The organism is Janthinobacterium sp. ROICE36 (genome assembly GCF_002869965.1).
Taxonomy (GTDB): Bacteria; Pseudomonadota; Gammaproteobacteria; order Burkholderiales; family Burkholderiaceae_D; genus Janthinobacterium.
Window position 1 is genome coordinate 55,654 of record NZ_PEBS01000007.1, and the last position, 23,062, is coordinate 78,715.

Consider the following 23,062-nt stretch of genomic DNA (forward strand, 5'->3'; position numbering starts at 1 on the left):
ATGAAATTTTCTACTCCAGCCACCACCAACCCCATCGACCAGCTGAAAGTCGTGGGCCGTCCCACGGACCGCATCGACGGCCCCCTGAAAACCACGGGCACGGCGCCGTACGCGTATGAACAAAACAAAGCCGCGCCGCATGCCGCCTACGGCTACGTGGTGGGCGCGGCGATTGCCAAGGGCCGTATCGCCTCGCTCGATACCAGCGCCGCGCGGCGCGCACCGGGCGTGCTGGCCGTGGTGACGGCCGATTCGGCAGGCAAGCTGGGCAAAGGCAAGATGAACACGGCGAAGCTGCTGGGCGGCCCGGATATCGCGCATTACCACCAGGCCATCGCGCTGGTGGTGGCGGAAACCTTCGAGCAAGCCCGCTCGGCCGCGCAGTTGCTTGACGTGAAGTATGTCGAGCAGCAGGGCGCGTTCGACCTGGCCAAGGCCAAGGGCAGCGCCACCAAGCCGAAGGACGACAAGCCCGACAGCAAGACGGGCAATTTCGCGCTCGCCTATGCGAATGCCCCCGTGCGTCTGGACGCCAGCTACACGACGCCTGACCAGTCGCACGCCATGATGGAGCCGCACGCCTCGATTGCCGCCTGGGAGGGCGACAAGTTGACGGTCTGGACGGCGAACCAGATGGTGGACTGGGGCCGGGGCGACCTGGCCCGCACGCTAGGCATTGCGAAGGACAAGGTGCGCATCGTCTCGCCCTACATCGGCGGCGGTTTCGGCGGCAAGCTGTTCGTGCGCGCGGAAGCCTTGCTGGCGGCCCTGGGCGCGCGCGCCGCGCATCGCCCCGTGAAAGTGGCCCTGACGCGGCCCTTGATGTTCAACAACACCACGCACCGGCCCGCCACCATTCAGCGCCTGCGCATCGGTGCCACGCGCGACGGCAAGATCACGGCCATCGGCCACGAATCGTGGTCCGGCGATTTGCCAGGCGGTAAACCGGAAACGGCCGTGATGCAGACGCGGCTGCTGTACGCAGGGCCGAACCGCATGACAGCCATGCGCCTGGCCGTGCTCGATTTGCCGGAAGGCAACGCCATGCGCGCCCCTGGGGAGGCGTCGGGCTTGATGGCGCTGGAAATCGCCATGGACGAGATGGCGGACAAGCTGAACATGGACCCCATCGTCTTGCGCATCCTCAACGACACCAAGGTCGACCCGGAAAAGCCCGGCCGGCCATTTTCCCAGCGCCGCCTGATCGATTGCCTGCGCACGGGCGCCGTGGAATTTGGCTGGAAGGAGCGGCAAAGCCGGCCCGGTACGCGGCGCGACGGCCGCTGGCTGGTGGGCATGGGCGTGGCGGCCGCCTTTCGCAACAACCTCGTCATGCAGTCCGCCGCCCGCGTGCGCCTGGACGCCAACGGCATCGTGACCGTGGAAACGGACATGACGGACATCGGTACGGGCAGCTACACCATCATCGCCCAGACGGCGGCCGAAATGCTGGGCGTGACCTTGAACCGTGTCGTCGTGCGCCTGGGCGACTCGGATTTCCCCGTTTCGGCCGGTTCGGGCGGGCAGTGGGGCGGCAACAGTTCCACGGCCGGCGTGTACGCGGCCTGCGTGCGCCTGCGCCAGGCCATTGCCGGCAAGCTGGGTTTTGATGAAAATCAAGCACGTTTTTCCGATGGGCAAGTCAGCCAGGGCGAGCGCAGCGTGCCGCTCGCTGCCGCCGCCTTGCATGGCGATGTCGTGGCGGAAGACCATATGGAATACGGCGACCTCGACAAAAAATTCCAGCAATCGACGTTTGGCGCGCATTTCGTCGAGGTCGGCGTGGATAGCGACACGGGCGAAGTGCGCGTGCGCCGCATGCTGGCCGTGTGCGCGGCGGGCCGCATCCTGAACCCGAAAACGGCGCGCAGCCAGGTGATCGGCGCCATGACCATGGGCGTAGGCGCGGCCCTGATGGAAGAACTGGTGGTCGACCGGCGCTGCGGCTTTTTCGTCAACCACGACCTGGCCGGCTACGAAGTGCCCGTGCACGCGGACATCCCGCACCAGGACGTCATCTTCCTCGATGAAACGGACCCCATGTCCTCGCCCATGAAAGCCAAGGGCGTGGGCGAGCTGGGCATCTGCGGCGTGGCGGCGGCGATTGCGAATGCCGTCTACAACGCGACGGGGGTGAGGGTGAGGCAATATCCGGTCACCTTGGACAAGCTGATTGGCAAGCTCCACGACAAGGTGATGGCGTAACTGAGCCGCGTGGAGAGCACGGCGTGATGGTGCTGCCTTGCCGCACGGTGTCGTTTGACATTGTGAAGTGTTTTTTCCTCCGCGTGTGACGAAAACTCAGCGGTTTTGACGGGCATGGATGCCTGCCGCACCATGGACGGCGTGCGCTCGCGCGGCGTGGAACTGGAAGTGCCGGGCCAGCTGATGCCGGGCTGGCAGTTGCAGGCTGGCGACACCTACAAGATCGCGCGGGACGCCAGCACTAGGGCATCGGCACAGGCCGCCGCGTCAGTTACGGCGATCCGCGCAATGTGATGCAGAGCTTGAATTGCCGCTATTGAGGCCAAGCGGGCCGGACCGCCTTGTGCCGACCCGCTTGGCGATACAAGGCACCTGGTCTTTCCGCTATACTGGCCCCCCAATATTGCCCCCATCAGCTGAAAATCACCATGGACCTGAGTACCCACGCCGCCATCGTCAATTGCGAAGCGTATCGCGATGGCAAGAAAATAGCCCATTTCGACATCGACAAAGTGGGCGACTTCCTCGGCGACCCCGATTGTTTCGTGTGGATCGGCATGGCCAGCCCCGACGTCACGGCCATGCAGGCGCTGCAATCGGCCTTCGGCTTGCACGAACTGGCCGTCGAAGATGCGCAGGGCGCGCACGAGCGGCCCAAGCTGGAAGAGTATGGCGACACCCTGTTCATGGTGATGCACACGGCTACCCTGGACGGCGACGTCATCGTCTACGGCGAAACCCACGTGTTTCTCGGCCCCCGCTTCATCATTACGGTGCGCCATGGCGCCTCGGCCGGCTATGCGAAGTTGCGTGAGCGCAAGGAAAGCGTGCCCCAGAAACTCGCCAGCGGTCCCGGCTACGTGCTGTATTCCATCATCGACTTCATCGTCGACCAGTACCAGCCCTGCATCGACCATTTGCAAGCCAGGTTCCAGCACTATGAATTGCAACTGTTCCAGCCCAGTCTCTCCGAAGACAAGCTGCAGGATTTCTACCAGCTCAAGACGGAGTTGCTGAAACTCGATGCGGCCGTGCATCCCCTGCATGACATTTGCACCCAGCTGATCCGTTTTCATGGCGATATCGTGCCCAAGGAAAACCGCATCTATTACCGCGACATTCTCGACCACGTCAAGCGGGTCACGCACACGGCGGGGCAGATGCGCGAACTGGTCAATTCGGCCATGCAGGTGGCGCTGGGACAAATCTCGATCCGCCAGAACGAGGTGGTCAAGCGCCTGGCCGCCTGGGCCGCCATCCTGGCCGTGCCCACCATGGTCTTCAGCCTGTATGGCATGAACTTCGAATTCATGCCCGAACTGAAGTGGCGCGGCAGCTATCCGGCCGTGATCGTGGTCATTATCGCCGGCTGCTACTGGCTGCACCGGCGTCTGAGGCGCGAGGGCTGGCTGTAGCCAGCCGCCTCCAGTATCAGCGCCGCCACTTCCACGGGGCGCGAGGCCAGGCGTGGCTGGCGTTCAGGGCGATGACTTTGCGCGCTTGCAGGCGCGCTGCCATGCGCTCCTGGTTGACGGGCGAAATCAGGTGGTCGGCGCTGGAAATCTGGTACCAGCTGGGTTGATGCTGCCAGGCCGGGTCGCCGAAGGTGCTGGCCAGCGGTGCTTCATCTGTCCCAACGCATGGCCTCGATGGCGCCGACCACGGCTGATTCGTATTCGATGAAGAAATCGCTGTGGAAACCGTCGCGTATCACCAGGTGGCTGCTGCCGGGCAGGGCGGCCGCCAGGCGCTCGCCATCGGCAAGGCGCAGCGGGCGGAAAGAGTCCAGCACCGCTTGCGCGGCGGCCTGGGTGGCGGGATCGGCCTGCAACAGCCATGGAAACAGCTTGCGCAGGGTGCCGGGATCGACGGTGACCACTAGCGCCGGCGCACGCACGCGGCGGTAGTCAGGCGAGAAATTGTGCGCAGCCTTGTCCATGGCCCTGGCAATGGCGGGCGGGGTATTCGGCCGCACCGCGCCGCCGGGCAGCACTTCCAAGGTGGCGCGCCAGTTCGCTTCCAGTGCCGGCCACCATTGCTTGGTGAGCCGCTTGGCATAGGCGATCGAGGCGGGCATCGATGCCAGGTCGGCCGGGCCGGGCTGTGGTTCATCGAGGAATGAGGGTTCGGGCTCCTCAAAGCCACCGCTGGCCAGGTAATCGAAGGTCGTGTCCAGATACACGAGTCCCCGCACGCGCTGCGGATGGATGCCGGCGAACAGGGTCAGCTCGTTGCCGGCGATCGAGTGGCCGGCCAAGATGACGCGCTCGATGTGCAGGGCCTCGAGCACGGCCAGCAGGTCGGCCACCAGGGTGGCGGGTGCATAGCTGGCGTCGTCCACGGGCAGCGGCTTGCCCGAAGCGCCATAGCCGCGCCGCGTGATGGCCAGTACGCGGTGGCGCTGCGCCAGCGCGGGCGCCAGGCTGTCGAAGGCATGCGCATTGGCGCCCAGTCCGGCCAGCAACACAATGACGTCGTCGCCTGCGCCGCCCGGTGTTGCTGGCCAGTCGCGCACCTGCAGGCTGACGCCGGGCGCGACGGCGATCTGCCGCTGCGTCACCGGGGCGATGAGCGAGACGGACGAACCGCCGCAGGCGGCGAGGGCCGCCAGCGTGCCGGCGCTGAACAGCAGGCGCCGGCGGGCGTGGAAATGCGAGGTGTAGTCTGTTGTGGCCATGCTGTATTGCTCATCGGGTGGAAGGCATGACCAGTATCGGCGCCGTGCATGAAGCGCGGCTGAGCGCTGCGTGAAGAAGCGATGAAAGGCGGTGCGCGCTACAGCATGCGCTGGAAGACCCCGTCCTTGTCCAGCAGCAGATGCTTGAGGCCCGCCAGCGCATGCAGCACGATCAGGCCGGCCTGTGGCCCAGGCGCCATGCGGCGCGCGCGGCGAGCAGCAGCAAAAGCAGCAAGCCCAGCGATTTATGCAGATTGAAGTACACCTCGCTGCCGGGATCGTCCTCGACCTCCATCATGGTCCAGCCCAGGGCCAGCATGGCGGGGATCAGCACGGCCATCAGCCAGTGCAGCAGGTGTGCCGGGGCCGCGTGGCGCCAGCCTTGCGTCGTCAATTTTTCGGTGTTCATGGTAGATACTTCTCGGTGAGTCGCGTGGATGAATCGTGTTGGCGCCGCCTCAGTCGATGGACCGGATGGCGAGCGTCGAGCAGGGCCAGTATTGTCCAGCAAGGCTGGCAGCGGTTAAGATGGGAGGCAGCGGAAGTGGACGTTGGACGGATGGTCGCCAGCAGATGTTAAGAAGTTCTTAATGTCCGGCCCCTACGCTGCCTGCATGAAATTCAGACAGGACAGGCCAGGATGCGCATATTGCTGACAGAAGACGACCCCCAGCTGGGGCGCGCCACGCAGATGGGGCTGGAGCAAGCCGGCTATGCGGTCGATTGGGTGCAGTCGGCCGAAAGCGCGCATATGGCCGTGCGCCTGCACCGCTATGGCTGTTTGTTGCTAGCCCCGGCCCTGCCGGGCGAGGATGGCATGCAGGCACTGGCCATCGGTTACAGCATCGACAAGCCCGCTACGCCCGATACGCAGGCGTGTCCATGATGCCCGCCATCCCGGGTAACGCGGGCGCATGGTCGCTGCGGCGCACGCTGCTGGCCGTGCTGCTGGGACTGACATTCACCTTATGGGGCTTCAGCGCCGCCATCGTGTATCTGGAAGCGGGGCGCGAAAGCCAGGAACTGTTCGACCAGTCGCTGGCCGAGACGGGGCATTTGCTGCTCTCTCTGGCGGAACACGAAGTGCAGGAGCATGGCGCGAGCACGTCGCTGGTGATGCCGGCGGCGCAGAACCGCAACCACCGCCAGTACCTGCTGTTCCAGGTATGGGATGCGCAGCACCGCCTGATGTACAAGAACGCCGGCGCGCCGGACCGGGCATTCGCCGCGCCTGCCGATGTCGGCTACAGCTGGCGCGACAACGATGGCCGCCTGTGGCGCATCTACACGAGCTGGAATCACGACGCGCAGCTGCAGATCCAGGTGGCGGAACCGGCCAGCCATCGCCAGGAAATCAGCAGCCGCTTCGCCCTGAAGCTGCTGGCCATCGGTTTGCCGATGGCGGCCCTGGCGGCGCTGGCCATCTGGTGGAGCATCAACCGCGTGTTTCGCGCCCTGCGCCGTTGCGCCGATGAAGTGGCGCAGCGCACGCCCGACGATCTCGCCAATGTCAGCGTGACGGGCGCCCCCATGGAAGTGCAGCCGCTGCTGCAGGCCATCAACCGCCTGTTCGTGCGCGTGCGCCAGACGCGCGAGCAGGAGCAGCGCTTCACGGCCGATGCCGCGCATGAATTGCGCACGCCGCTGGCGGCCATCAAGACCAACCTGCAGGTGTTGCAGCGCGCGCGCAGCGATGCTGAACGCAGCGAGTCCGTGACGGGCCTGGGCCTGAGCGTGGACCGCGCCACGCGTCTGGTGGGGCAGTTGCTGACCTTGTCCCGGCTCGACCCGCAGTCGCCGCCGCCCGAGCTGCCCGTGCTGGACCTGGCCGCCTTGCTGGCCGAACAGCTGCCTGCCTGGATGGTGCAGGCGCAACGCCAGGATTTGCTGCTGCGGGCCGACCTGGCCACGGCGCCATGCCGTTTGCAACTGGACCATGTTCTGATCCTGGCGCGCAACCTGATGGACAACGCCATGCGCTACACGCCGGCCGGCGGCACGCTGGCGCTGGCCTGCTGCACCGGGGCCGATGGCGTGCTGCTACGCGTGAGCGATACGGGGCCCGGCATCGCCGAGCCTTTGCGCGAGCGCGTGTTCGAACGCTTTTTCCGCGCTGCTGGTGCGCACCAGCCGGGCAGCGGCCTGGGCTTGTCGATCGTGCGGCGCATCGCTGAAACGCATGGCGCCAGCGTGCAGCTGGCCGCCGGGCCGGACGGCACGGGCCTGGTGGTGACGGTGCGCTTTCCCGCACCCACCGGCCCGTCCATTCATGCATAAAGGAGTTTCAGCATGCCATTGCGGCACCGCGAGTTTCACCGGATGCACAACGTGGGCCGGCGGCGGCATCGGGCATCGGTGCGCTGTTCGGCGCCACGGCAGCTTGACGCTGTCAGTGCGAGACCAGCACCGGCAAGGTCATCTCCTGCAACACCGTGCGCGTGACGCCGCCCAGCAGCGCCTCGCGCAGGCGCATGTGGCCGTAGCAGCCCATCACCACCAGGTCGCAGCGCCGCTGCGCGGCCATCGCCAGCAATGCCGCGCCCACGTCCTGGCCCGGCGGCGTGTCGTGTTGCAGCACCTCGACATTGACGCCGTGGCGCGTCAGGTACAGGGCCAGGTCGGCACCCGGCTGCTCGCCGTGCGCGGCCGGCTGGGCGTGCGAATTGACGACGGCCAGGGTCACCTGCTGCGCACGTTGCAGCAGCGGCAGCGCATCGGTGATGGCGCGCAGCGCTTCGGCGCTGCCGTTCCAGGCCAGCAGCGGATGCTGCGCGCTGCCCGCTAGCGCAGCGGACGGCGCGTGCGGCACCATCAGCACGGGCCGGCCGCAATGGAGCATCAGGTATTCGGGCGTGCCGGCGATGACGCGCGACGGCGTATCCTGCGCATCCGTCTGGCCGAGGATCAGCAAGTCGCAATAGCGCGCCTGCAGCAGCAGCGCGCCTTGCGCATCGTCGTCGACGAAGCGCGTTTCGTAAGTGCCCAGGCCTTCTTCGCGGGCGATGCGCTCGAATTCATGCAAGGCTTCGCTGGCCTGGCTGCGCAGCGCCTGCATCTGCGCCGGCGCGAATTGCAGCGCATTGACGCCGCCGCCGTACGCATAGCGCGAGATGCCGCTCATGGCCGAACCGATCAGGTGGGCGCCTTCAGCAATGGCCAGGCGCGCGGCCAGGCGGATGCGCTGGGCACAGTGGCGGGAATTGTCTACGTGGACCAGCAGGGTGGTGTAGGGCATGGTGTTTTCCTCGGTTGTCGGCTGTCGGTGATCAGGTTTGTCGTACGTAACTGCCTGGCGCGTCGTCTAGGTCGCAGGCCATGGCCGGCGGCGCCACTTGCGCGCCCGGGCCCTGCGCCAGCCAGGCTTGCCAGGCGGCGAGACCACGCCCGCATGGTGGCAGCCCGATGTGAGCAGGAAGTCGACGTCCGAGTCGGTCACAGTTGCAGCTTGTAGAAGGAGCGCCATGGCGCCACGTGGTCTGTCAGGGTGGCGTGTGACTGCGTCTTGCTCATCCGGTATTCCTGTCAATTTTTTACAGGATAGCAAGAATTTGTTTAGAAAATTATGATGTACATCAACTTTGACGGGATGCGTGGAGCATGCTGCCTGGCGCGCCAGTCTCCTGCAGCGCCATGCACAGGCGGTCCGCTTGGGAGCGCGGGAATATCCTGCGTTAAATAAATGAAATTTGACGAAAATTATTGATTGTCATGATTTTATGTGAATTTCATCTATGGTGTTGTTTCGGCCTGGACGCCAGTGCAAGCGCGCCGCGCCGCAATGTCATTCTGAGAAGACAGAATTTCCCTGTTGCACCGCAGGCTGACCCCCAAAAAAATGTTTCTCTATGGATCTCTTTATTGTATTTGGGAACTTTATGCGGCAAAATGCAATGGCAGCCTGATACGTAAGTGGGCCAGGCGCCCAAGTCGGCGGGCCTAGCCGGTATTGGCTGACAGAGGAGATGGACATGCATGCGAACAGGTCGGCAAAGGGAAGGGCAGAGGCAGGCATGGACAAGCTGCCGTTCAGGCGCATGCGCCATCCGCGCTTGACGTTGGCGGTGTGCGCCGGCATGTGGCGCAGCATGGCCGCCCCGTCCCCGCCCCTGGGGCGCCTGCAGACGATAGCCTGTCTGGCCTTGCTGTTTGCTGTGCCCCCCGCCGTGACCTGCATCGCCACGGGGCGCGCCGGCGTGCCGATGTTGTTCAGCACCGCGTGCGGCGTGGTGTCGTGCGCAGCCGCGGCTGGCAGCGTGTCCGGCTGGTAGGTGGCGCTTAAAACGCCTGGCTGACGGCGTAGATCAACAAACCGGCCAGGCCGCCCACGATGGTGCCGTTGATGCGGATGAATTGCAGGTCGCGCCCGATGGCCAGTTCGATGCGCTCGCTCATTTCTTCCTTGCTCCACAAGTCCAGGCGGCCGGCGATGAAGGCGCCCACTTCGCCCCGGTAGCGGCGTACCAGCGAGCCGCTGCCGGCGACGATGGCGTCGTTCAGCCATATCCGCGCAGTCGCATCCGTGCCCAGCACCTGGCCCATGTTGCGCGCCAGGCTGGCGATCGCTTGCGCCAGCATGGGCTGGTCGGCGTGCAGGTCGGCCAGCAGGCGCCTGCGGAGGTTGTTCCAGACGTCGCCCAGCATGGCTTGCACCGTATCGCTGGCGACCAGTTGCAGCTGGTAGCGGCGCACGGTGTCCTGCCACTGCGGATCGGCCTTCAGGTGCAGCGCACTGTCGGCAATCCAGCCGGCGATGCGCTGGCGCAGCGGGTGGGCCGGGTCGACGCGCACGGCGAGGGCAAACTTTTGCAGTGAGGCGATCATGCGCGGCTGATACGCTTTCACGGCCTTTTTTACCAGCGCGTTCTCGATCTGGAAGGCGCCCAGCACGAAGTCGCCGATGGCAGCGTGGTGCGCTTCGTCGTCCAGGTAGGCGGCGCTGCGGTCGAGCATAAAGTCCAGCAGTTCCTGCGGCTTGCCATCGGCGATCAGCGCATCGATGCAGTCGGCCGCCACATCCGACAGATTCAATTGGCCCAGGTAGCTGCTGGCCTGCTCGCGCAACAAGCGACCCAGTTTGTCGTGATCGGCCATCGCCAGCAGCTGCCTGGCGACGCCGGCGCCGGCCTTGCCCAGCTGCTGCGCGTGGATCTCGTCACTGAGCCAGTCTTTCATGCGCGCGGCGGGGTCGGCTTGCACGATGCGCTCGGCGATGCCTTGCTCGCTAATGAAATGGTTTTCCACGAAGGCGCCCAGGCTGCGGCCTATGTCCGCCTTGCTGTTCGGGATGATGGCCGTATGCCACAGGGGGATGCCGAGCGGGTGGCGGAACAGGGCGACGACGGCGAACCAGTCGGCAATCGCCCCCACCATAGACGCTTCGGCGAACGCTTCCACATAGCCCCAGGCGGCGTGGCTGCCCCGTTGCGAGCGGGCCACGGCAAATACCAGCGCGGCCAGCAGCAGCAAGCCGACGGCCAGCAGCTGCATGCTGCGCAGGCGCGCGCGCTTGAGCTGGTCCGTGCTCCGGTCCAGCTGGGCGATGAGATCGGGAGAGGGTTGCATGGATGGCGGCCTGCGTTGTTTGCGAGACCGCCATCTTAACTGCGGCAGCGACAGAATATGTCGTTGCGGGGACTTTTTACTGCGTTGGGTGCAGCAGCGAACGCCGGCGCGCGTAGCCGAAGTAGATGACCAGGCCGATCACCAGCCAGATGGAAAAGGCCATCCAGGTGACCCAGCTGAGGAATGTCATCAGGCTCACGCACATGATCACGGCCAGCGCCGGCACATACGGCACGCCAGGGCAGCGGAAGGCGCGCGGCAGGTCGGGACGCTTCTTGCGCAGCACCACCACGGCAATCGACACCATGGTGAAGGCGGCCAAAGTACCAATGTTGATCAGCTCGGCGAGGATGTTGAGCGGAATCACGGCGGCGATCAGGCCGAAGACGATGCCGACCAGCCAGGTGGCGAAGAACGGCGTGTGAAAGCGCGGGTGCACGGTCGACAGGCGCTTGGGCAGCAAGCCGTCGCGCGACATGGCGAAGATGATGCGCGTCTGGCCGAAGGCCATCACCAGGATGACGGTCGTCATGCCCAGGATGGCGCCCAGGTCGACGAAGCCGGCGATCCAGTTTTCACCCGCATATTGCAGGGCCAGCGAGACGGGATGGTCGACGCCGAGGAATTTTTGATACGGCACGATGCCCGTCATGATGGCCGACACCACCACATACAGCACGGCGCACACGGCCAGGGAGCCGATAATGCCGATGGGCAAGTCGCGCGACGGTTTCTTGACTTCCTCGGCGGCCGAGGTGACGGCGTCAAAGCCGATGAAGGCAAAGAAGACGAGGGCGGCGGCGCTCAGCATGCCATGGTAGCCGAAGGGCATATAGGGCTGCCAGTTGGCCGGCTGCACGTGGCGCGCGCCGAAGATGATGAACAGCAGCACCACGCCCACCTTGATGGCGACCATGATGTTGTTCAGGCGCGCCGATTCGCGCACGCCCCAGCCCAGCATGGCCGTCAGCAGCAGCATGATGACCAGGGCCGGCAGGTTGATGAAGGTGGTCACGCCGGGCAGGGCGCCCGGTGCGGCCGTCAGGGCCACGGGCAGGGCGATGCCAAAGCCCGACAGCAGCGACTGGAAGTAGCCGGACCAGCCGACGGAGACGGCGGCCGCGGCCAGGCCGTATTCGAGCAGCAAGTCCCAGCCTATCATCCAGGCGGCCAGCTCGCCCAAAGTGGCATAGCTGTAGGTGTAGATGGAGCCGGCCACGGGCACGGTGGAGGCGAATTCCGCATAGCACAGGGCGGCGAAGCAGCAGGCGACGGCGGCCACGACAAACGATAGCGACAGGGCGGGGCCGGCCGTCAGCGCGCCCGTGCCGGTGAGCACGAAAATGCCGGTGCCGACAATGGCGCCTATGCCCATCAGCACAAGGTCGAAGGGCCCCAGCACCTTGGCCAGACCTCCCGGCTTCTTGCTGTGGGCAATCATGTCATCCAAATTCTTGGTTCTAAATAAGCTCACTGTGTCTCCTGGTAGTTTTTGTCATGGCGCCATTGCCGCCTCGTGAGCAGCACGACGCAGCCAGATTCTAGCCCAGGCGGCCGGGATTGCTGAAGGAAAACCGTACAGTGCCGCGCGCGCCAGCCCTTTAAACTTGCCTGGCAGGCAAAAAAAAGCCCCGGGATGATGGACCGGGGGCGTAAAGGAGACTGCTACAGTTGCTTAGCTGGCGAAGTGCGCTTCAATTTCTTCTAAGGTCTTGCCCTTCGTCTCCGGCAGCAGGAAGGCGGCCGCCAGGAAATACAGCACGGTGCAGCTGGCGCCAAAGAAGAACAGCGTCGAGTAGCCATGCAAGCCCACGGTGGGCAGGAAGATGGCGGCGATCACCGTCGAGACGAACTGGTTCACCAGCAGGGCGATGCTCATGCCGTTCGAACGGATGCGGGTCGGCATCAGCTCGGACAGGGCCAGCCACACGCACACGCCAGGACCCACAGCAAAGCTGGAGACAAACACGCAGATGGCGACAGCCACCAGCCAGCCGTGCGTGGATGAGGGCACGGGGCCCAGGCTGGCTTTCTCGATGCGCAGCGGCGCTTCGCGCCCTGCGGCCGGGTCGGCGAAGGGGTTCAGGTGCAGCTTGCGGAAGAAGACGCCGATCACGCTGTCGGCCTGCACGGCATCTGCGCGGGCGATCGTCACCTGGCGCAGCACGGGATCGTCGCTGCGCAGGCTTTTCACATTGGTGAAGGGGCCGTAGGCGTAGGCGATGGTCAGCTGCTGCGGCGTGCCGTCGGTCGCCGCGCCCAGGGCTTGCAGGGTGGCGGTGTCCAGGTGCAGGGTCAGGCCGTCTGCCTGTACCTGCGTGGCGATGGCGGGGCGCACGTCGGCCAGGTGCGCTTCCGCACCGCGGAACAGCAAACCGGCCGCCAGCAGCGAGACGACGATGCCGCCCGTGCCCAGCATCAGCAGGAATTTTCGGCCCTTGCGGTCCACCAGCAGCACGGCCACCACCGTCATCACGGCATTCAGTACCTTCAGCAGCACGTCCGCCATATTGGCCGAGGCGCCCGACAAGCCGGCCTGGTTGAGGATATTGACGACATACGCAAGGATGGAATTGATGCCCGTCGCCTGCGTGCAGGCGAGGATCAGGCAGGCCAGCAGGAAGGGCAGTACATAGCGGCGGCTCAGCAGCGGGTCCCTGGCCTTGCCACTCGCCTTGGCAGCGTTCTCTGGCGTATCTTGCATCTCGCGCAGCTCCAGCTCGGCGGCGGCGGGCACTCGCGTACGCAGCAGCGACTGGCGCGCCTGTTCGATGCGTCCCCGTTGCGCCAGCCAGCGCGGCGAATCGGCCAGCAGCAGGGCGCCGACGGTAAACACCAGGCCCGGCGTCAGACAGACCCAGAAGATGCTGCGCCAGGCGTGGTCCTTGGCCGTGAAGATGGCGGCGATGCGGCCCGCTTCCGGCAACGCTTGCGCCGCCTGTGTGGCCGTTTCCACCGTCTGCGCCTGCTGCAGGCCGATCAGGGCGGCGGCCACCAGGCCGATGGTCAGCAGCAGCTGGAACAGGGCGGCACCGCGTCCCCGCTGCTGCGCGGGCAGGCATTCGGCCAGGTACAGGGGCACGACGACGCCGATGAAACCGCCGCTGATGCCTTGCAGCAGGCGGCCCAGCAGCAGCGGCGTGTAGCCGTCGGCCAGGGCGATCAGCGGGATGCTGGCGCTGAACAGGGCGCCGGCCAGGAACATCACCCAGCGCCGGCCCAGCAGGTCGGCCAGGGCGCCGGCGAACAGCGACGAGAGGACTGAGCCCAATAGCACGGCGGCGACGATAAAGCTCAGCTGCTGCGCCGTCAGTTTCCAGGCCACCGAGGCCGTCGATTCCAGGTAGGGCAGGGCGCCGGCGATGATGCCGATGTCTATGCCGTACAGCAATCCCCCCATGCCGGCAATAAATAGCAGGTAGCGCATGGCCCACACGGGGGCCTTGTGTGACGTGTCGTGCATGAAAACTCCGGGACGGGGTTGAGGTTGGGGGCTGGGTCTAGCGGGTGGAAAGATCGATGGCCGCGCCTTCAACGAAGACGGACACGGGCTGTAGTGTGGCATCGAGGACGACGATGTCGGCCCAGGCGCCCGGTGCCAAACGGCCTCGTGCGGATTCGCCCAGGTAATCTGCGGGGTATAGCGACAAACGGTTCGAGGCGTCGGCCAGGTCCAGGCCCAGCTCGACGAAATTGCGCAGGGCCTGGTCCATGGTCAGCACGCTGCCGGCCAGCGAGCCCGTGGCCAGGCGCACGCAGCCCAGGCATTTGTAGACGCGCTGCGTGCCCAGGCCGTATTCGCCGTCGGGCATGCCGGTGGCCGAGGTGGCGTCCGTCACGCCATACAGGCGCGGAATGGCGCGCAGGGAAGCGCGCAAGGCGCCCTTGGCCACGTGCTGCAGGTCGGGGATGATTTCCGCGTATTCGGCATGCGCCAGCGCCGCGCCCACCATGCCGGGGTCGTAATGGGTCATGCCCGTCATGCCGTTATACAGGTGGGTAAAACCGGAGACGCCGGCCTTCAGCGCCGCCACGCCTTCGTCATACGTGCCGGCGCTGTGGCCGATCTGCACGCGGATGCCCATCGCCGCCAGTTGCGGGATCAATTCCAGATGGCCGGGGATTTCCGGCGCCATGGTGAGTACCTTGATGGGCGCGATGGCGTGAAAGCGCTGCACCAGCGCCAGGCTGGCTTGCACCACGTCGGGCGGCTGCGCGCCCAGGCGATGCAGGTTTAAAAAAGGTCCTTCCAGGTGCACGCCCAGCATGCGCGCGCCGTTGGCCGGGCGCTCGGCGATGACGCCGGCCAGGCCTTGCAGGGCGCGCAGGATCGAGGGTTCCTTGGCCGTCAGGGTGGTGCCCAGCAGGGCCGTGGTGCCGTGGCGCGCGTGCACCCGCGCCACGGTGGCGCCGGCGTCGCCGCCTTCCATGATGTCGACGCCGGCCGCGCCGTGCACGTGCAGGTCGATGAAGCCGGGCAGAATGGTCAGCGCGCTGTCGGCGGCAGGGTCTTCTTGTATCTGGACGATACGCTGGTCAAAAGTGATGGTGCCCGTGATCCAGCCAGATGGGGTAAGGATTCTGCCACTCAGCATGTGTTATTCCGCTATAAAAAGTTCGATGCCCAGCTTTTGCAGCCCTTCGCGGTATTCCTGGCTGATGCTGGCATCGGTGATGACGGTATCGACGCGGTCCAGCTGCACGATGCGGTGCAGGCTGACGCGGCCGAACTTGGAGGCGTCCGTGAGAACGATGATCTTCTTGGCCCGTTCCACCATCTTGTGGTTCAGGCTTGCTTCCGCTTCGTGGTGGGTGGTGACGCCAAACTGCAGGTCGAAGCCGTCCACGCCCAAAAACAGCTTGTCGAAGCTGTACGCTTGCAAGCAGGTTTCGGCCTGGCTGCCCTGGATCGACAGCGATTGCTTGCGCAGCAGGCCGCCCGTCAGGATCAGGTCCACGCCGGGCGCGTCGGCCAGTTCCCACGCGATGTTGAGGCCATTCGTGGCCACCGTCACGCCAGTCGCGTCGCGCAAATGGCGCGCCAGCGAGATGGTGGTGGTACCCGAATCGATGATGATGTTGTCGCCCGGTTCCACCAGCCGCGCAGCGAAGGCGCCGATGCGCTCCTTCTGCTCGTGGTTGATGGCATCCTTCTGGCGTATCGTGTGCTCCGGCGGTGGCGTGCGCGTCAGGGTCGCGCCGCCGTGGCTGCGCGTGGCCATGCCTTGCGCTTCCAGCGCATTCAGGTCGCTGCGGATGGTGACCGCGGACACGCCGAGCTTTTCCACCAGATCGGTCACTTGCACCGTACCCTGCTGGGCAAGCATTTGGAGGATGGATTCACGGCGTTGGCTGGTATTTCGCATGGTGGCGGGCTCAGTAAAAAATGAAAATATCGAGCTTAACAGATTGCCGCTTCGGCAACGACGGGGACGGCCGCATTGCGGTTGCAGGCGCGTGCATATTGCGCCAGCAAGCTGCCGATCTTGTGCTCGATCAAGGCTGGCGCTTCCGCTTTCAAGCTGCCCTGTACCACGGCCAGGTACTGCTCGGGCAAATGCTGGCTCAGCAGTGGCAGCGGAATCGTCAGGGCGTCCAGATTGGCCAGCAGCTTGTCGACGGCGGCCGCCACTGCCGGCTCGCCCCAGTAATAGCGGCAACGGTCGCTCAAGCCGTAGCGGCGCATCAATCGCTGTTCGTCAGGCGTGCCCAGGTAATGCTTGATCCAGTTCTTCGGCTTGGCCAGCATCACGTCGTCGAGCACCTGCATCAGTTGCGACGTGGCGTGCGCCGGCAGCAGTTCTTCTTCTATCTGGCACAGGGCGTACAGCGCCTCGCGAAGGGCGAAGGTGGCGGCCGGGCCCACTTTCAGGATGGCGAAATGGTCGCGCACCATGGCGTGCAAAGCGGACTCGCGCTGGTAGTCGGTGGAGTGGGCTTCGAACACCAGGCCAGGTTGCTCGGCCACAAAGGCCGACAGCTCGGCGGCGGCCGGCGCGTCGTAGTGCTGGATGCTGTTCTGGTCGAAATCGACGCCCGGCTGCACCACCATGGCAATCACACGGCGCCAGGCGCCATGCAAGTCGTTTTCCAGGAACGCGCTGCGGTGCACGTCGAGGGTGCGGCGCGCCGCTTGCGGGCTGGTGACGGCGCCGGCTTGCGCCAGCGACGCTTCGCCCCCTGGAATCGGCACTTCCGTGCCGATCACGTAGACGGGCGGTGCGAAGCCGGCGGCGGCCGCTGCCGCTTCGGCGACGATGCACAGGCGCGCCGAGCGGGCCGCCACGGTTTCATCGTCGAGCTGCAAAGGGTCATTAAAGCAGCGCATGCTGCAATCGAGATGGATTTTATGGAAACCGGCCGACGCATATGCGGCGATCAGGGTTTCGGCGTGGGCCATCGCGGTGGCCGCATCGAGGTGCTGCCAGGCGTTCGGGCCAAGATGGTCGCCGCCCAGCACCAGTCGGCTGATCGGGAAACCCTGTTCCCGCGCCAGTGCCAGTATGCTATCGCGAAAGGCCACCGGCGTCATGCCCGTGTAGCCGCCGAACTGGTCGACCTGGTTCGAGGTCGCTTCGACCAGCAGCACGGTGTCGTACTCGCTGGCCACGCGCATGGCGGCGCGCAGCACGCTCGGGTGGCTGCAGCAGACGGCATACAGTCCCACGCGTTCGCCGCGGCGGTGCGCCTTGATCACTTGCTGGATCGGGGACAGTGTAAAGGTCGGGTTTTCCACTTGCTTCATTATGTTGACGCCTTTGTATGTTGTCGTATCAAAAGGGCCGCACCGCGCGCGCCGCCGGCGTCGCCAAAGCGGGGCGGCAAGATGGGCGGCACGTGCACGCCGGGGAACAGATGGCGCTTGACGGCGGCCGGCAGCTTGTCGTACAGGTGGGGTAGCTTGGACAGGCCGCCACCGAGTACGATAAGGTGCGGATCGTAGGCCAGCACCAGGCCGGCCAGCGCGTGGCCCAGCACATCGAGGTGCACGGCGACCGTGCGTTCTGCTACTGCATCGCCCCTGTTGGCGCGGGCCACGATGGCGAGCGGCTCGGCACCGTCGCCGCCGAAATGCGCGTGGATTTTGCGCATGGCGGGGCCGGAGACATAGCGTTCCAGGCAGCCGCTTTTACCGCATGGGCAGGGATATTCGGCCAGGCCATGCTGCGCCAGCAGGGTGGCGGGCAGGCTCCAGTGGCCCCATTCGCCAGCCACGCCGTTAAAGCCGCGCAGCAGCTGGCCGCTCACGCAATAGCCGCCGCCGGCGCCCGTGCCGAGGATGGCGCCGAACATGCTGGCGGCATTCTGGGCCGCGCCGCCTTGCGCTTCCGACAGGGCGAAGCACTGGCAATCGTTGCCGATGGCGACAGGGCGTAGCAAAGCTTGCTGCAGGGTTTGCGCCACCAGGCGGCCGTTCAGGGCGGGCACGTTGGAGCTCAGTTGCCGGCCGCTGGCGCTGTCGATCACGCCGGGCAAGCCGATACCGACGGGCGCCGTCAGACCCAGGGCGGCGTCGCCGCGCGCCACCAGGTCGACGATGGCTTGCACGAAGGCGGCAAAATCGTCGCCCGGCGTGGCCACGCGCTCACGGAACACCTCGGCCAGCGCGCCGTCGCGGTCGGCAAAGGCCACCAGTTCCATCTTGCTGCCGCCGATGTCGATGCCGTGGTAGCCCGCAGTGTGATTAGAATTGCTCATGGCCATAGATGGTGACGCCCTGTACGACACGGTTGACGATGCCGCCGGCAAATGGATTGTCGGGGCGCAGTTGCAGCAGCGCGGACTGGTGCAGCGCATATTGCTGCGCCATCAGCAGCCACAATGGCGCCAGCCATGCGTCGGGCCAGACCGGTGCGTCGGCCGTCAAGTTGACAGATAAGTCGCCGCCGATGCCCACCGTCAGGCACGTCTGCGCCACGCTGTCGCGCTGCAGTTCTTTCAATAGATCGTCTTCGTACTGGCGCGCCAGCGGCTTGCTGCTGCGCAGCAGGATCACCAGCGACTCCTTGGTAACGGCCGATTTCGGGCCGTGGCGGAAACCCAGCGGGGTATTCGCCATCGCCATCACGCGGCCACCTGTCAATTCCAGGATCTTCAGGGCCGCTTCCTTTGCCAGCGCTTCCAGCGGGCCGCTGCCCAGGTAGACCACGCGCTGCACGGGGGTTGATCCCAGGTCCGCCACAGGCGCCGACCAGTCGCGCAAGGCTTGCTCGCCCAACTGCGCCAGCGTGTCGAGGCGCGTCAAATCCGTGTCCTTGCCCAGCACAGACAGGGCCGCCAGCAGCATGCTGCTAAAGCTGCTGGTCATGGCGAAGCCGCGGTCGCAGCTGCCTTCCGGCATCAACAAGTTATAAGTATTGCTGTCATTGGCGCCCTGGCGTGCCAGCTTGCCATCGGCGTTGCAGGTGATGTTCAAAAAGCGCGCGCCGGGCACGACCTGGCGCAGCAGTTCCACGGCCGCCAGGCTTTCCGGGCTGTCGCCGCTGCGGGCAAACGAGACGAGCAGGGTGGGCGCGTGCGCTTCCAGGTACAGCTCATGGTGGGTCAGCAGGGTGGTGGTGGCGATGGCGCGGATCTGCGCGGGCCAGGCGGCATTCAGGGTATCGACGACGATCTCGCCCACATAGGCCGAGCTGCCGGCGCCCGTCAGGATGACGCGCTGCGCGGGATTGGACAGCGCGTCGCCCAGGAAGGCGGCCAATCTGGCTTGCTGCTTGCGCAAAATGCTGGACAGCGCGCGCCAGATGGCTGGCTGGTGCGCGATTTCCTCGGCCGTGTGCAGGCCGCCGATGTCGCGCCAGGTTTGAATGTCACGCTGAAGAAGGGTAGTCATGGAGTGTCAATAAAGTGTTTGTTGGGGAAAGCATAAATACTAAATTTCGAAAAGTCAAATACGAAAGTAAAACGAAAGTCAATTGTTTGATGACTTGCGAAATAATGTCGTTTTATCCGCTTGAAATCGTGTTGCAGTGCCGCATGAAACCCTGTGGCGCTGCCGCTTGTCGCTGAAATGCGACGATAACGAAAGTATGTTTTGTGAAAATTTGGCAAAACGTAAGATTAATACGTCGGTTTTGGGCATTTTATTAATAAATTGCCTCTTTATCTTTCTTTTGATTGACGATATTTATTTTTCTTCTTAAAGTATTTCCATCGCATTGATTTTTGAAAGCCCTCAGATGAAACCTCTCCCGCTTCCCCGCCGCGCCCTTGCCGCCTGCGTTCTCGCCGCCCTCGCCACGCTGGTTGCGCCCGGCTTGCAGGCCGCGACTATCGGCAATTTGCAGACGATTTCCGCCATGCATGCGGCCGACGCGGCCAAGGGGGAAGGGCTGGGCTGGGACCTGCGCAGCGACACAGGCATGCAGCTGCGTATCAGCCTGCCGCAGGCGGATGTGCTGCGCATCCAGGCAGGCGGCAAGGCGGGCTTGACGGGGCCGGGCGACAAGGCCGCCCCCGTCGTGGTGGGCCAGCCTGCCGCGCAAGTGGCGTACCAGTTCAGCGAGCAGGCCGAGCATATCCTGATCAGCACCGCAGCCCTGAGCTTGCGCATCGACCGTCAACCGTTGCGCTTTACCTTGTACCGCAAGGGCGACCTGGTGCCCCTGTGGCGCGAAGTGCAGCCGCTGTCGCTCGACGACAAGCAGGGCGTGCAGGTGCTATCGAGCCGGCCGGGCGAGCGTTACTTTGGCGGCGGCCAGCAAAATGGCCGCTTCGAATTCAAGGGCAAGCAGGTGCCCGTGTCGTATTCGGGCGGCTGGGAAGAGGGCGACCGGCCGAATCCCGCGCCATTTTTGATGAGTTCACGGGGCTGGGGCGTGCTGCGCAATACCTGGGCCGACGGAAACTACGATTTGCGCGACAAGGAGCAGATCTCGCTGCAGCATGCAGAAGGGCGCTTCGATGCGTATTTCTTTGTCGGCAAGGACCTGCGCGACGTGGTCGCCCGCTACACGGACTTGACGGGCCGCGCGCGCATGCTGCCCCGCTGGGCGCTGGAATATGGCGACGCCGATTGCTATAACGATGGCGACAACGTGAAAAAGCCCGGCTCCGTGCCGAAAGGCTGGAGCGATGGCCCCACGGGCAAGACGCCGGACGTGGTGGAAACTGTGGCGCGCCAGTACCGCGAACACGATATGCCGGGCGGCTGGATTTTGCCCAACGATGGTTATGGCTGCGGCTACACGAATTTGCCGGAAACGGTGAAGGGCCTGGCCGGCTATGGTTTTCGCACGGGCCTGTGGACGGAAAACGGCGTCGACAAGATTGCCTGGGAAGTGGGCCAGGCCGGCAGCCGCGTGCAAAAGCTGGACGTGGCGTGGACGGGCAAGGGCTACCAGTTCGCCATGGATGCGAACAAGTCGGCCTATGACGGCATCCTGAATAATTCCGACAGCCGGCCCTTCCTGTGGACGGTGATGGGCTGGGCCGGCATCCAGCGCTACGCCGTGGCGTGGACGGGCGACCAGAGTGCCAGCTGGGATTACATCCGTTGGCACATCCCCACCCTGATCGGCTCGGGCCTGTCGGGCCAGGCGTATGCATCGGGCGACGTGGACGCCATCTTCGGTGGCAGCCCGGAAACCTATCTGCGCGACTTGCAGTGGAAAAGCTTTACGCCCGTCCTGATGGGCATGTCCGGTTGGGCTGCGGCCGAGCGCAAGCATCCGTGGTGGTTCGAGCAGCCGTACCGTGACATCAACCGCCGCTACCTGAAGCTCAAGATGCGTTTGACGCCGTACATGTATACGCTGGTGCGCGAAGCGGAGCAATCGGGCGCGCCGCTGGTGCGCGGCCTGATGTGGGATTACCCGCAAGACCCGGCCGCCTATACGGAAGCCTATAAATATCAATTCCTGCTGGGGCGTGACGTGCTGGTGGCGCCCGTCTACCGCAGCCAGGCCGTTAGCGGCGGCTGGCGCAAGGGCATCCACCTGCCGCAGGGCACGTGGTACGACTACTGGGATGGCCGCCAGGCCACGGCCGCCGCCCAGGGGCGCGACCTGGATATGCAGGTCACGCTGGACAAGCTGCCCGTGTTCGTGCGCGCCGGCGCCATCTTGCCCATGTATCCGGAAATGCTGTACGACGGTCAGAAACCGAAGGATCAGCTGACCCTCGATATTTACCCGCACGGCGACTCCCAGTACACGCTGTATGAAGACGACGGTAACACGCGCCAGTACCAGGGCGGTGCCTTCAGCCAGCAAATCATTCGCATGCGCCAGACGGGCGGCGATGTGCAAGTCGATATTGGCGCTGTCGATGGCCAGTACGCGGGTCAGGAAGCGCGTCGCGGCTATGCGCTGCGCATGCTGGCGGGCCGGGCACCGGCCGCCGTGCGGGCTGGCGAACGTCTGATCGCGGCATCCGCCGACCGTGCCGCCTATGACAAGGCAGTCGAAGGCTGGTACTTCGACGCGGCAGACAGGCAAGGCACCCTGCACGTGAAAGTGGCAGCGCAGGACATTCGCCAGCCTTTGATGCTGCAGGTCGCCGGTGCGCTGGCCGTGGCCAGAATCGATGCCGATTTCCCGGCCGCCCCCGTGCCGGGCCGCGCCTTGCCGGCCGACGCCATGCAGGTGGTGGCGCGTCCTGCGGAGGAAAGCGGCTATCCGCTGGAAAACGCTTTCGATGGCAAGCCGGAGACGTGGTTCCGCAGCGTGCGCAGCCCGTCCGTGAAAAGCGGACCGCACGAATGGGTGATCGGCTTTACGGAGCGGCGCCTGGTGGACGGCATCGAACTGGCGCCGCGCAACGACCAGCACTGGAAGCATGGCCAGGTGCGCGACTATGAAATCTACATCGGCGACAACAACGGCGAATGGGGCGCGCCGCTGCAGCGGGGCACGCTCAAACTGGAACAGGGTGCGCAGACGATCAATTTCCCCGCCACGGCCGGGCGCTTGCTGCGCTTCCGCGTCGTAAGCACGCAAAATCCGGAAGGCGATGGCGCGGCGTCCACCGATCCGATGGTCACGGCGGCGCAGGCGGGGCCGGTGGCGCGCGCGTTTGACGCGGCGCTGGCGACCGACGTGGCGCCCGTGACCCTGTCCGAATTCCGCGTGCTTGAGCACCGCGTGGCCGAAGGCGCTGAAGTACAGCGCTACTTGTCGGACCTGGCGCTGCCAAAGAATATCGGCCGCGACCGGCCTGCCGGCAAGGCAGCCGACATGCGCATGAACGGGCTGTGGTTCCGCAAGGGCCTGGGCGTGGGGCCGAGCAGCCGCATCGACTTGCAGCTGGCGGGCAACTGGAATCTGCTGCGCGCCGACCTGGGCGTGGACGATAGCTGCCGCCGCGCGGGCGGCTTGCAATTCCAGGTCTGGAGCGGTGAGCGGCTGCTGTACGACAGCGGCCTGGTCACCGCTCCCGGGGTAGTCAAACCTGAAATCGACGTGCGCGGCTTGAGCCAGCTCAGTTTGCGTACCCTGGGCGCGCGCGGCGCCCACCCGGCCCAGGTGTGCGGCAACTGGGCCAACGCCGTGCTGACCGGCACGGAAGGCGCGACAGTCAAGCCGCGCTAGACACCTCATCATTTCACTAAAAACGAGCCCCTCTTCGGATCGGGGAGGGGCTCTTGCAGCCTGACGAAAACAAATCACTTATAAAAAT

The 23,062-nt window shown here is 65.2% G+C and carries 18 protein-coding genes and 1 pseudogene; 7 read left to right on the forward strand and 12 right to left on the reverse strand.

The annotated features are described in order from the left end of the window. The 3 genes from paoC to CSZ94_RS04710 all read left to right on the forward strand — a co-directional run bounded on the left by paoC (nt 1) and on the right by CSZ94_RS04710 (nt 3,620). The gene (gene paoC, locus CSZ94_RS04700) at nt 1-2,205 is read left to right on the forward strand and encodes an aldehyde oxidoreductase molybdenum-binding subunit PaoC (protein ID WP_102120456.1); all 2,205 of its coding nucleotides are present in this window, start codon (nt 1-3) and stop codon (nt 2,203-2,205) included. Between the two features lie 114 nt (nt 2,206-2,319). After that, a complete protein-coding gene (locus CSZ94_RS04705; protein WP_146009740.1) occupies nt 2,320-2,499 on the forward strand; it encodes a hypothetical protein in 180 nt (59 codons plus the stop codon). Nucleotides 2,500-2,633: 134 nt separating this feature from the next. Beyond that, nucleotides 2,634-3,620: a magnesium and cobalt transport protein CorA gene (locus tag CSZ94_RS04710; protein WP_102120458.1), complete on the forward strand. Its 987-nt coding sequence runs from the start codon at nt 2,634-2,636 to the stop codon at nt 3,618-3,620. Here CSZ94_RS04710 and CSZ94_RS28455 read toward each other — a convergent pair. The 3 genes and pseudogenes from CSZ94_RS28455 to CSZ94_RS04725 all read right to left on the reverse strand — a co-directional run. Further along, a pseudogene (locus CSZ94_RS28455) lies at nt 3,578-3,837 on the reverse strand (alpha/beta hydrolase); the annotation flags it as partial. The gene CSZ94_RS04710 and the pseudogene CSZ94_RS28455 sit on opposite strands and share 43 nt — an antisense overlap. Beyond that, a complete protein-coding gene (locus CSZ94_RS04720) occupies nt 3,830-4,882 on the reverse strand; it encodes an alpha/beta hydrolase (protein ID WP_102120459.1) in 1,053 nt (350 codons plus the stop codon). The gene CSZ94_RS04720 and the pseudogene CSZ94_RS28455, both read right to left, overlap by 8 nt. Nucleotides 4,883-5,054: 172 nt before the next feature. Next, nucleotides 5,055-5,291: a cytochrome b/b6 domain-containing protein gene (locus CSZ94_RS04725; RefSeq protein WP_258000771.1), complete on the reverse strand. Its 237-nt coding sequence runs from the start codon at nt 5,289-5,291 to the stop codon at nt 5,055-5,057. A 231-nt stretch (nt 5,292-5,522) separates the two neighbouring features. Between CSZ94_RS04725 and CSZ94_RS04730 the strand changes: the two genes are divergently transcribed. Together CSZ94_RS04730 and CSZ94_RS04735 are read left to right on the forward strand one after the other, a co-directional pair. After that, on the forward strand, nt 5,523-5,768 hold the full coding sequence (locus CSZ94_RS04730; protein WP_258000772.1) for a response regulator: 246 nt from the start codon (nt 5,523-5,525) through the stop codon (nt 5,766-5,768). Beyond that, on the forward strand, nt 5,765-7,159 hold the full coding sequence (locus CSZ94_RS04735) for an ATP-binding protein (RefSeq protein ID WP_102120460.1): 1,395 nt from the start codon (nt 5,765-5,767) through the stop codon (nt 7,157-7,159). The genes CSZ94_RS04730 and CSZ94_RS04735 overlap by 4 nt, the downstream gene beginning before the upstream one ends. A gap of 112 nt (nt 7,160-7,271) precedes the next feature. On the opposite strand, the gene CSZ94_RS04740 is transcribed toward CSZ94_RS04735, so the two are convergent. Further along, on the reverse strand, nt 7,272-8,117 hold the full coding sequence (locus CSZ94_RS04740) for a universal stress protein (RefSeq protein ID WP_102120461.1): 846 nt from the start codon (nt 8,115-8,117) through the stop codon (nt 7,272-7,274). A 733-nt stretch (nt 8,118-8,850) separates the two neighbouring features. Here CSZ94_RS04740 and CSZ94_RS04750 point away from each other — a divergent pair. Next, nucleotides 8,851-9,150: a hypothetical protein gene (locus CSZ94_RS04750; protein WP_146009741.1), complete on the forward strand. Its 300-nt coding sequence runs from the start codon at nt 8,851-8,853 to the stop codon at nt 9,148-9,150. A 7-nt stretch (nt 9,151-9,157) separates the two neighbouring features. On the opposite strand, the gene CSZ94_RS04755 is transcribed toward CSZ94_RS04750, so the two are convergent. The 8 genes from CSZ94_RS04755 to CSZ94_RS04790 all read right to left on the reverse strand — a co-directional run bounded on the left by CSZ94_RS04755 (nt 9,158) and on the right by CSZ94_RS04790 (nt 19,277). Further along, nucleotides 9,158-10,444, reverse strand: coding sequence for a DUF445 domain-containing protein (locus CSZ94_RS04755; RefSeq protein ID WP_102120463.1), 1,287 nt, complete (start codon nt 10,442-10,444; stop codon nt 9,158-9,160). A gap of 76 nt (nt 10,445-10,520) precedes the next feature. Next, nucleotides 10,521-11,918, reverse strand: coding sequence for an amino acid permease (locus CSZ94_RS04760; protein ID WP_102120464.1), 1,398 nt, complete (start codon nt 11,916-11,918; stop codon nt 10,521-10,523). 201 nt (nt 11,919-12,119) lie between these two features. Next, nucleotides 12,120-13,907 carry an MFS transporter gene (locus CSZ94_RS04765; protein WP_102120465.1) on the reverse strand — a complete coding sequence of 596 codons (1,788 nt, stop codon included), beginning with the start codon at nt 13,905-13,907 and terminating at the stop codon, nt 12,120-12,122. Between the two features lie 37 nt (nt 13,908-13,944). Further along, entirely contained in the window at nt 13,945-15,039 is a 1,095-nt protein-coding gene (locus CSZ94_RS04770) for an N-acetylglucosamine-6-phosphate deacetylase (protein WP_102120466.1), read from the reverse strand. Between the two features lie 3 nt (nt 15,040-15,042). After that, nucleotides 15,043-15,810 carry a DeoR family transcriptional regulator gene (locus tag CSZ94_RS04775; protein ID WP_102120467.1) on the reverse strand — a complete coding sequence of 256 codons (768 nt, stop codon included), beginning with the start codon at nt 15,808-15,810 and terminating at the stop codon, nt 15,043-15,045. Nucleotides 15,811-15,845: 35 nt separating this feature from the next. Continuing rightward, nucleotides 15,846-17,189 (reverse strand): D-tagatose-bisphosphate aldolase, class II, non-catalytic subunit, encoded by a 1,344-nt coding sequence (locus tag CSZ94_RS04780; RefSeq protein ID WP_219725968.1) that lies wholly within the window; start codon nt 17,187-17,189, stop codon nt 15,846-15,848. Then, the gene (locus tag CSZ94_RS04785; protein WP_102120503.1) at nt 17,189-18,142 is read right to left on the reverse strand and encodes an ROK family protein; all 954 of its coding nucleotides are present in this window, start codon (nt 18,140-18,142) and stop codon (nt 17,189-17,191) included. Before CSZ94_RS04785 ends, CSZ94_RS04780 begins: the two co-directional genes overlap by 1 nt. After that, complete coding sequence (locus CSZ94_RS04790) at nt 18,129-19,277, reverse strand: SIS domain-containing protein (RefSeq protein WP_102120468.1); 1,149 nt, start codon at nt 19,275-19,277, stop codon at nt 18,129-18,131. The genes CSZ94_RS04785 and CSZ94_RS04790 overlap by 14 nt, the downstream gene beginning before the upstream one ends. A 346-nt stretch (nt 19,278-19,623) precedes the next feature. On the opposite strand from CSZ94_RS04790, the gene CSZ94_RS04795 reads away from it, so the two are divergent. Continuing rightward, on the forward strand, nt 19,624-22,974 hold the full coding sequence (locus CSZ94_RS04795) for a TIM-barrel domain-containing protein (RefSeq protein WP_180977369.1): 3,351 nt from the start codon (nt 19,624-19,626) through the stop codon (nt 22,972-22,974). Nucleotides 22,975-23,062: the final 88 nt, after the last annotated feature.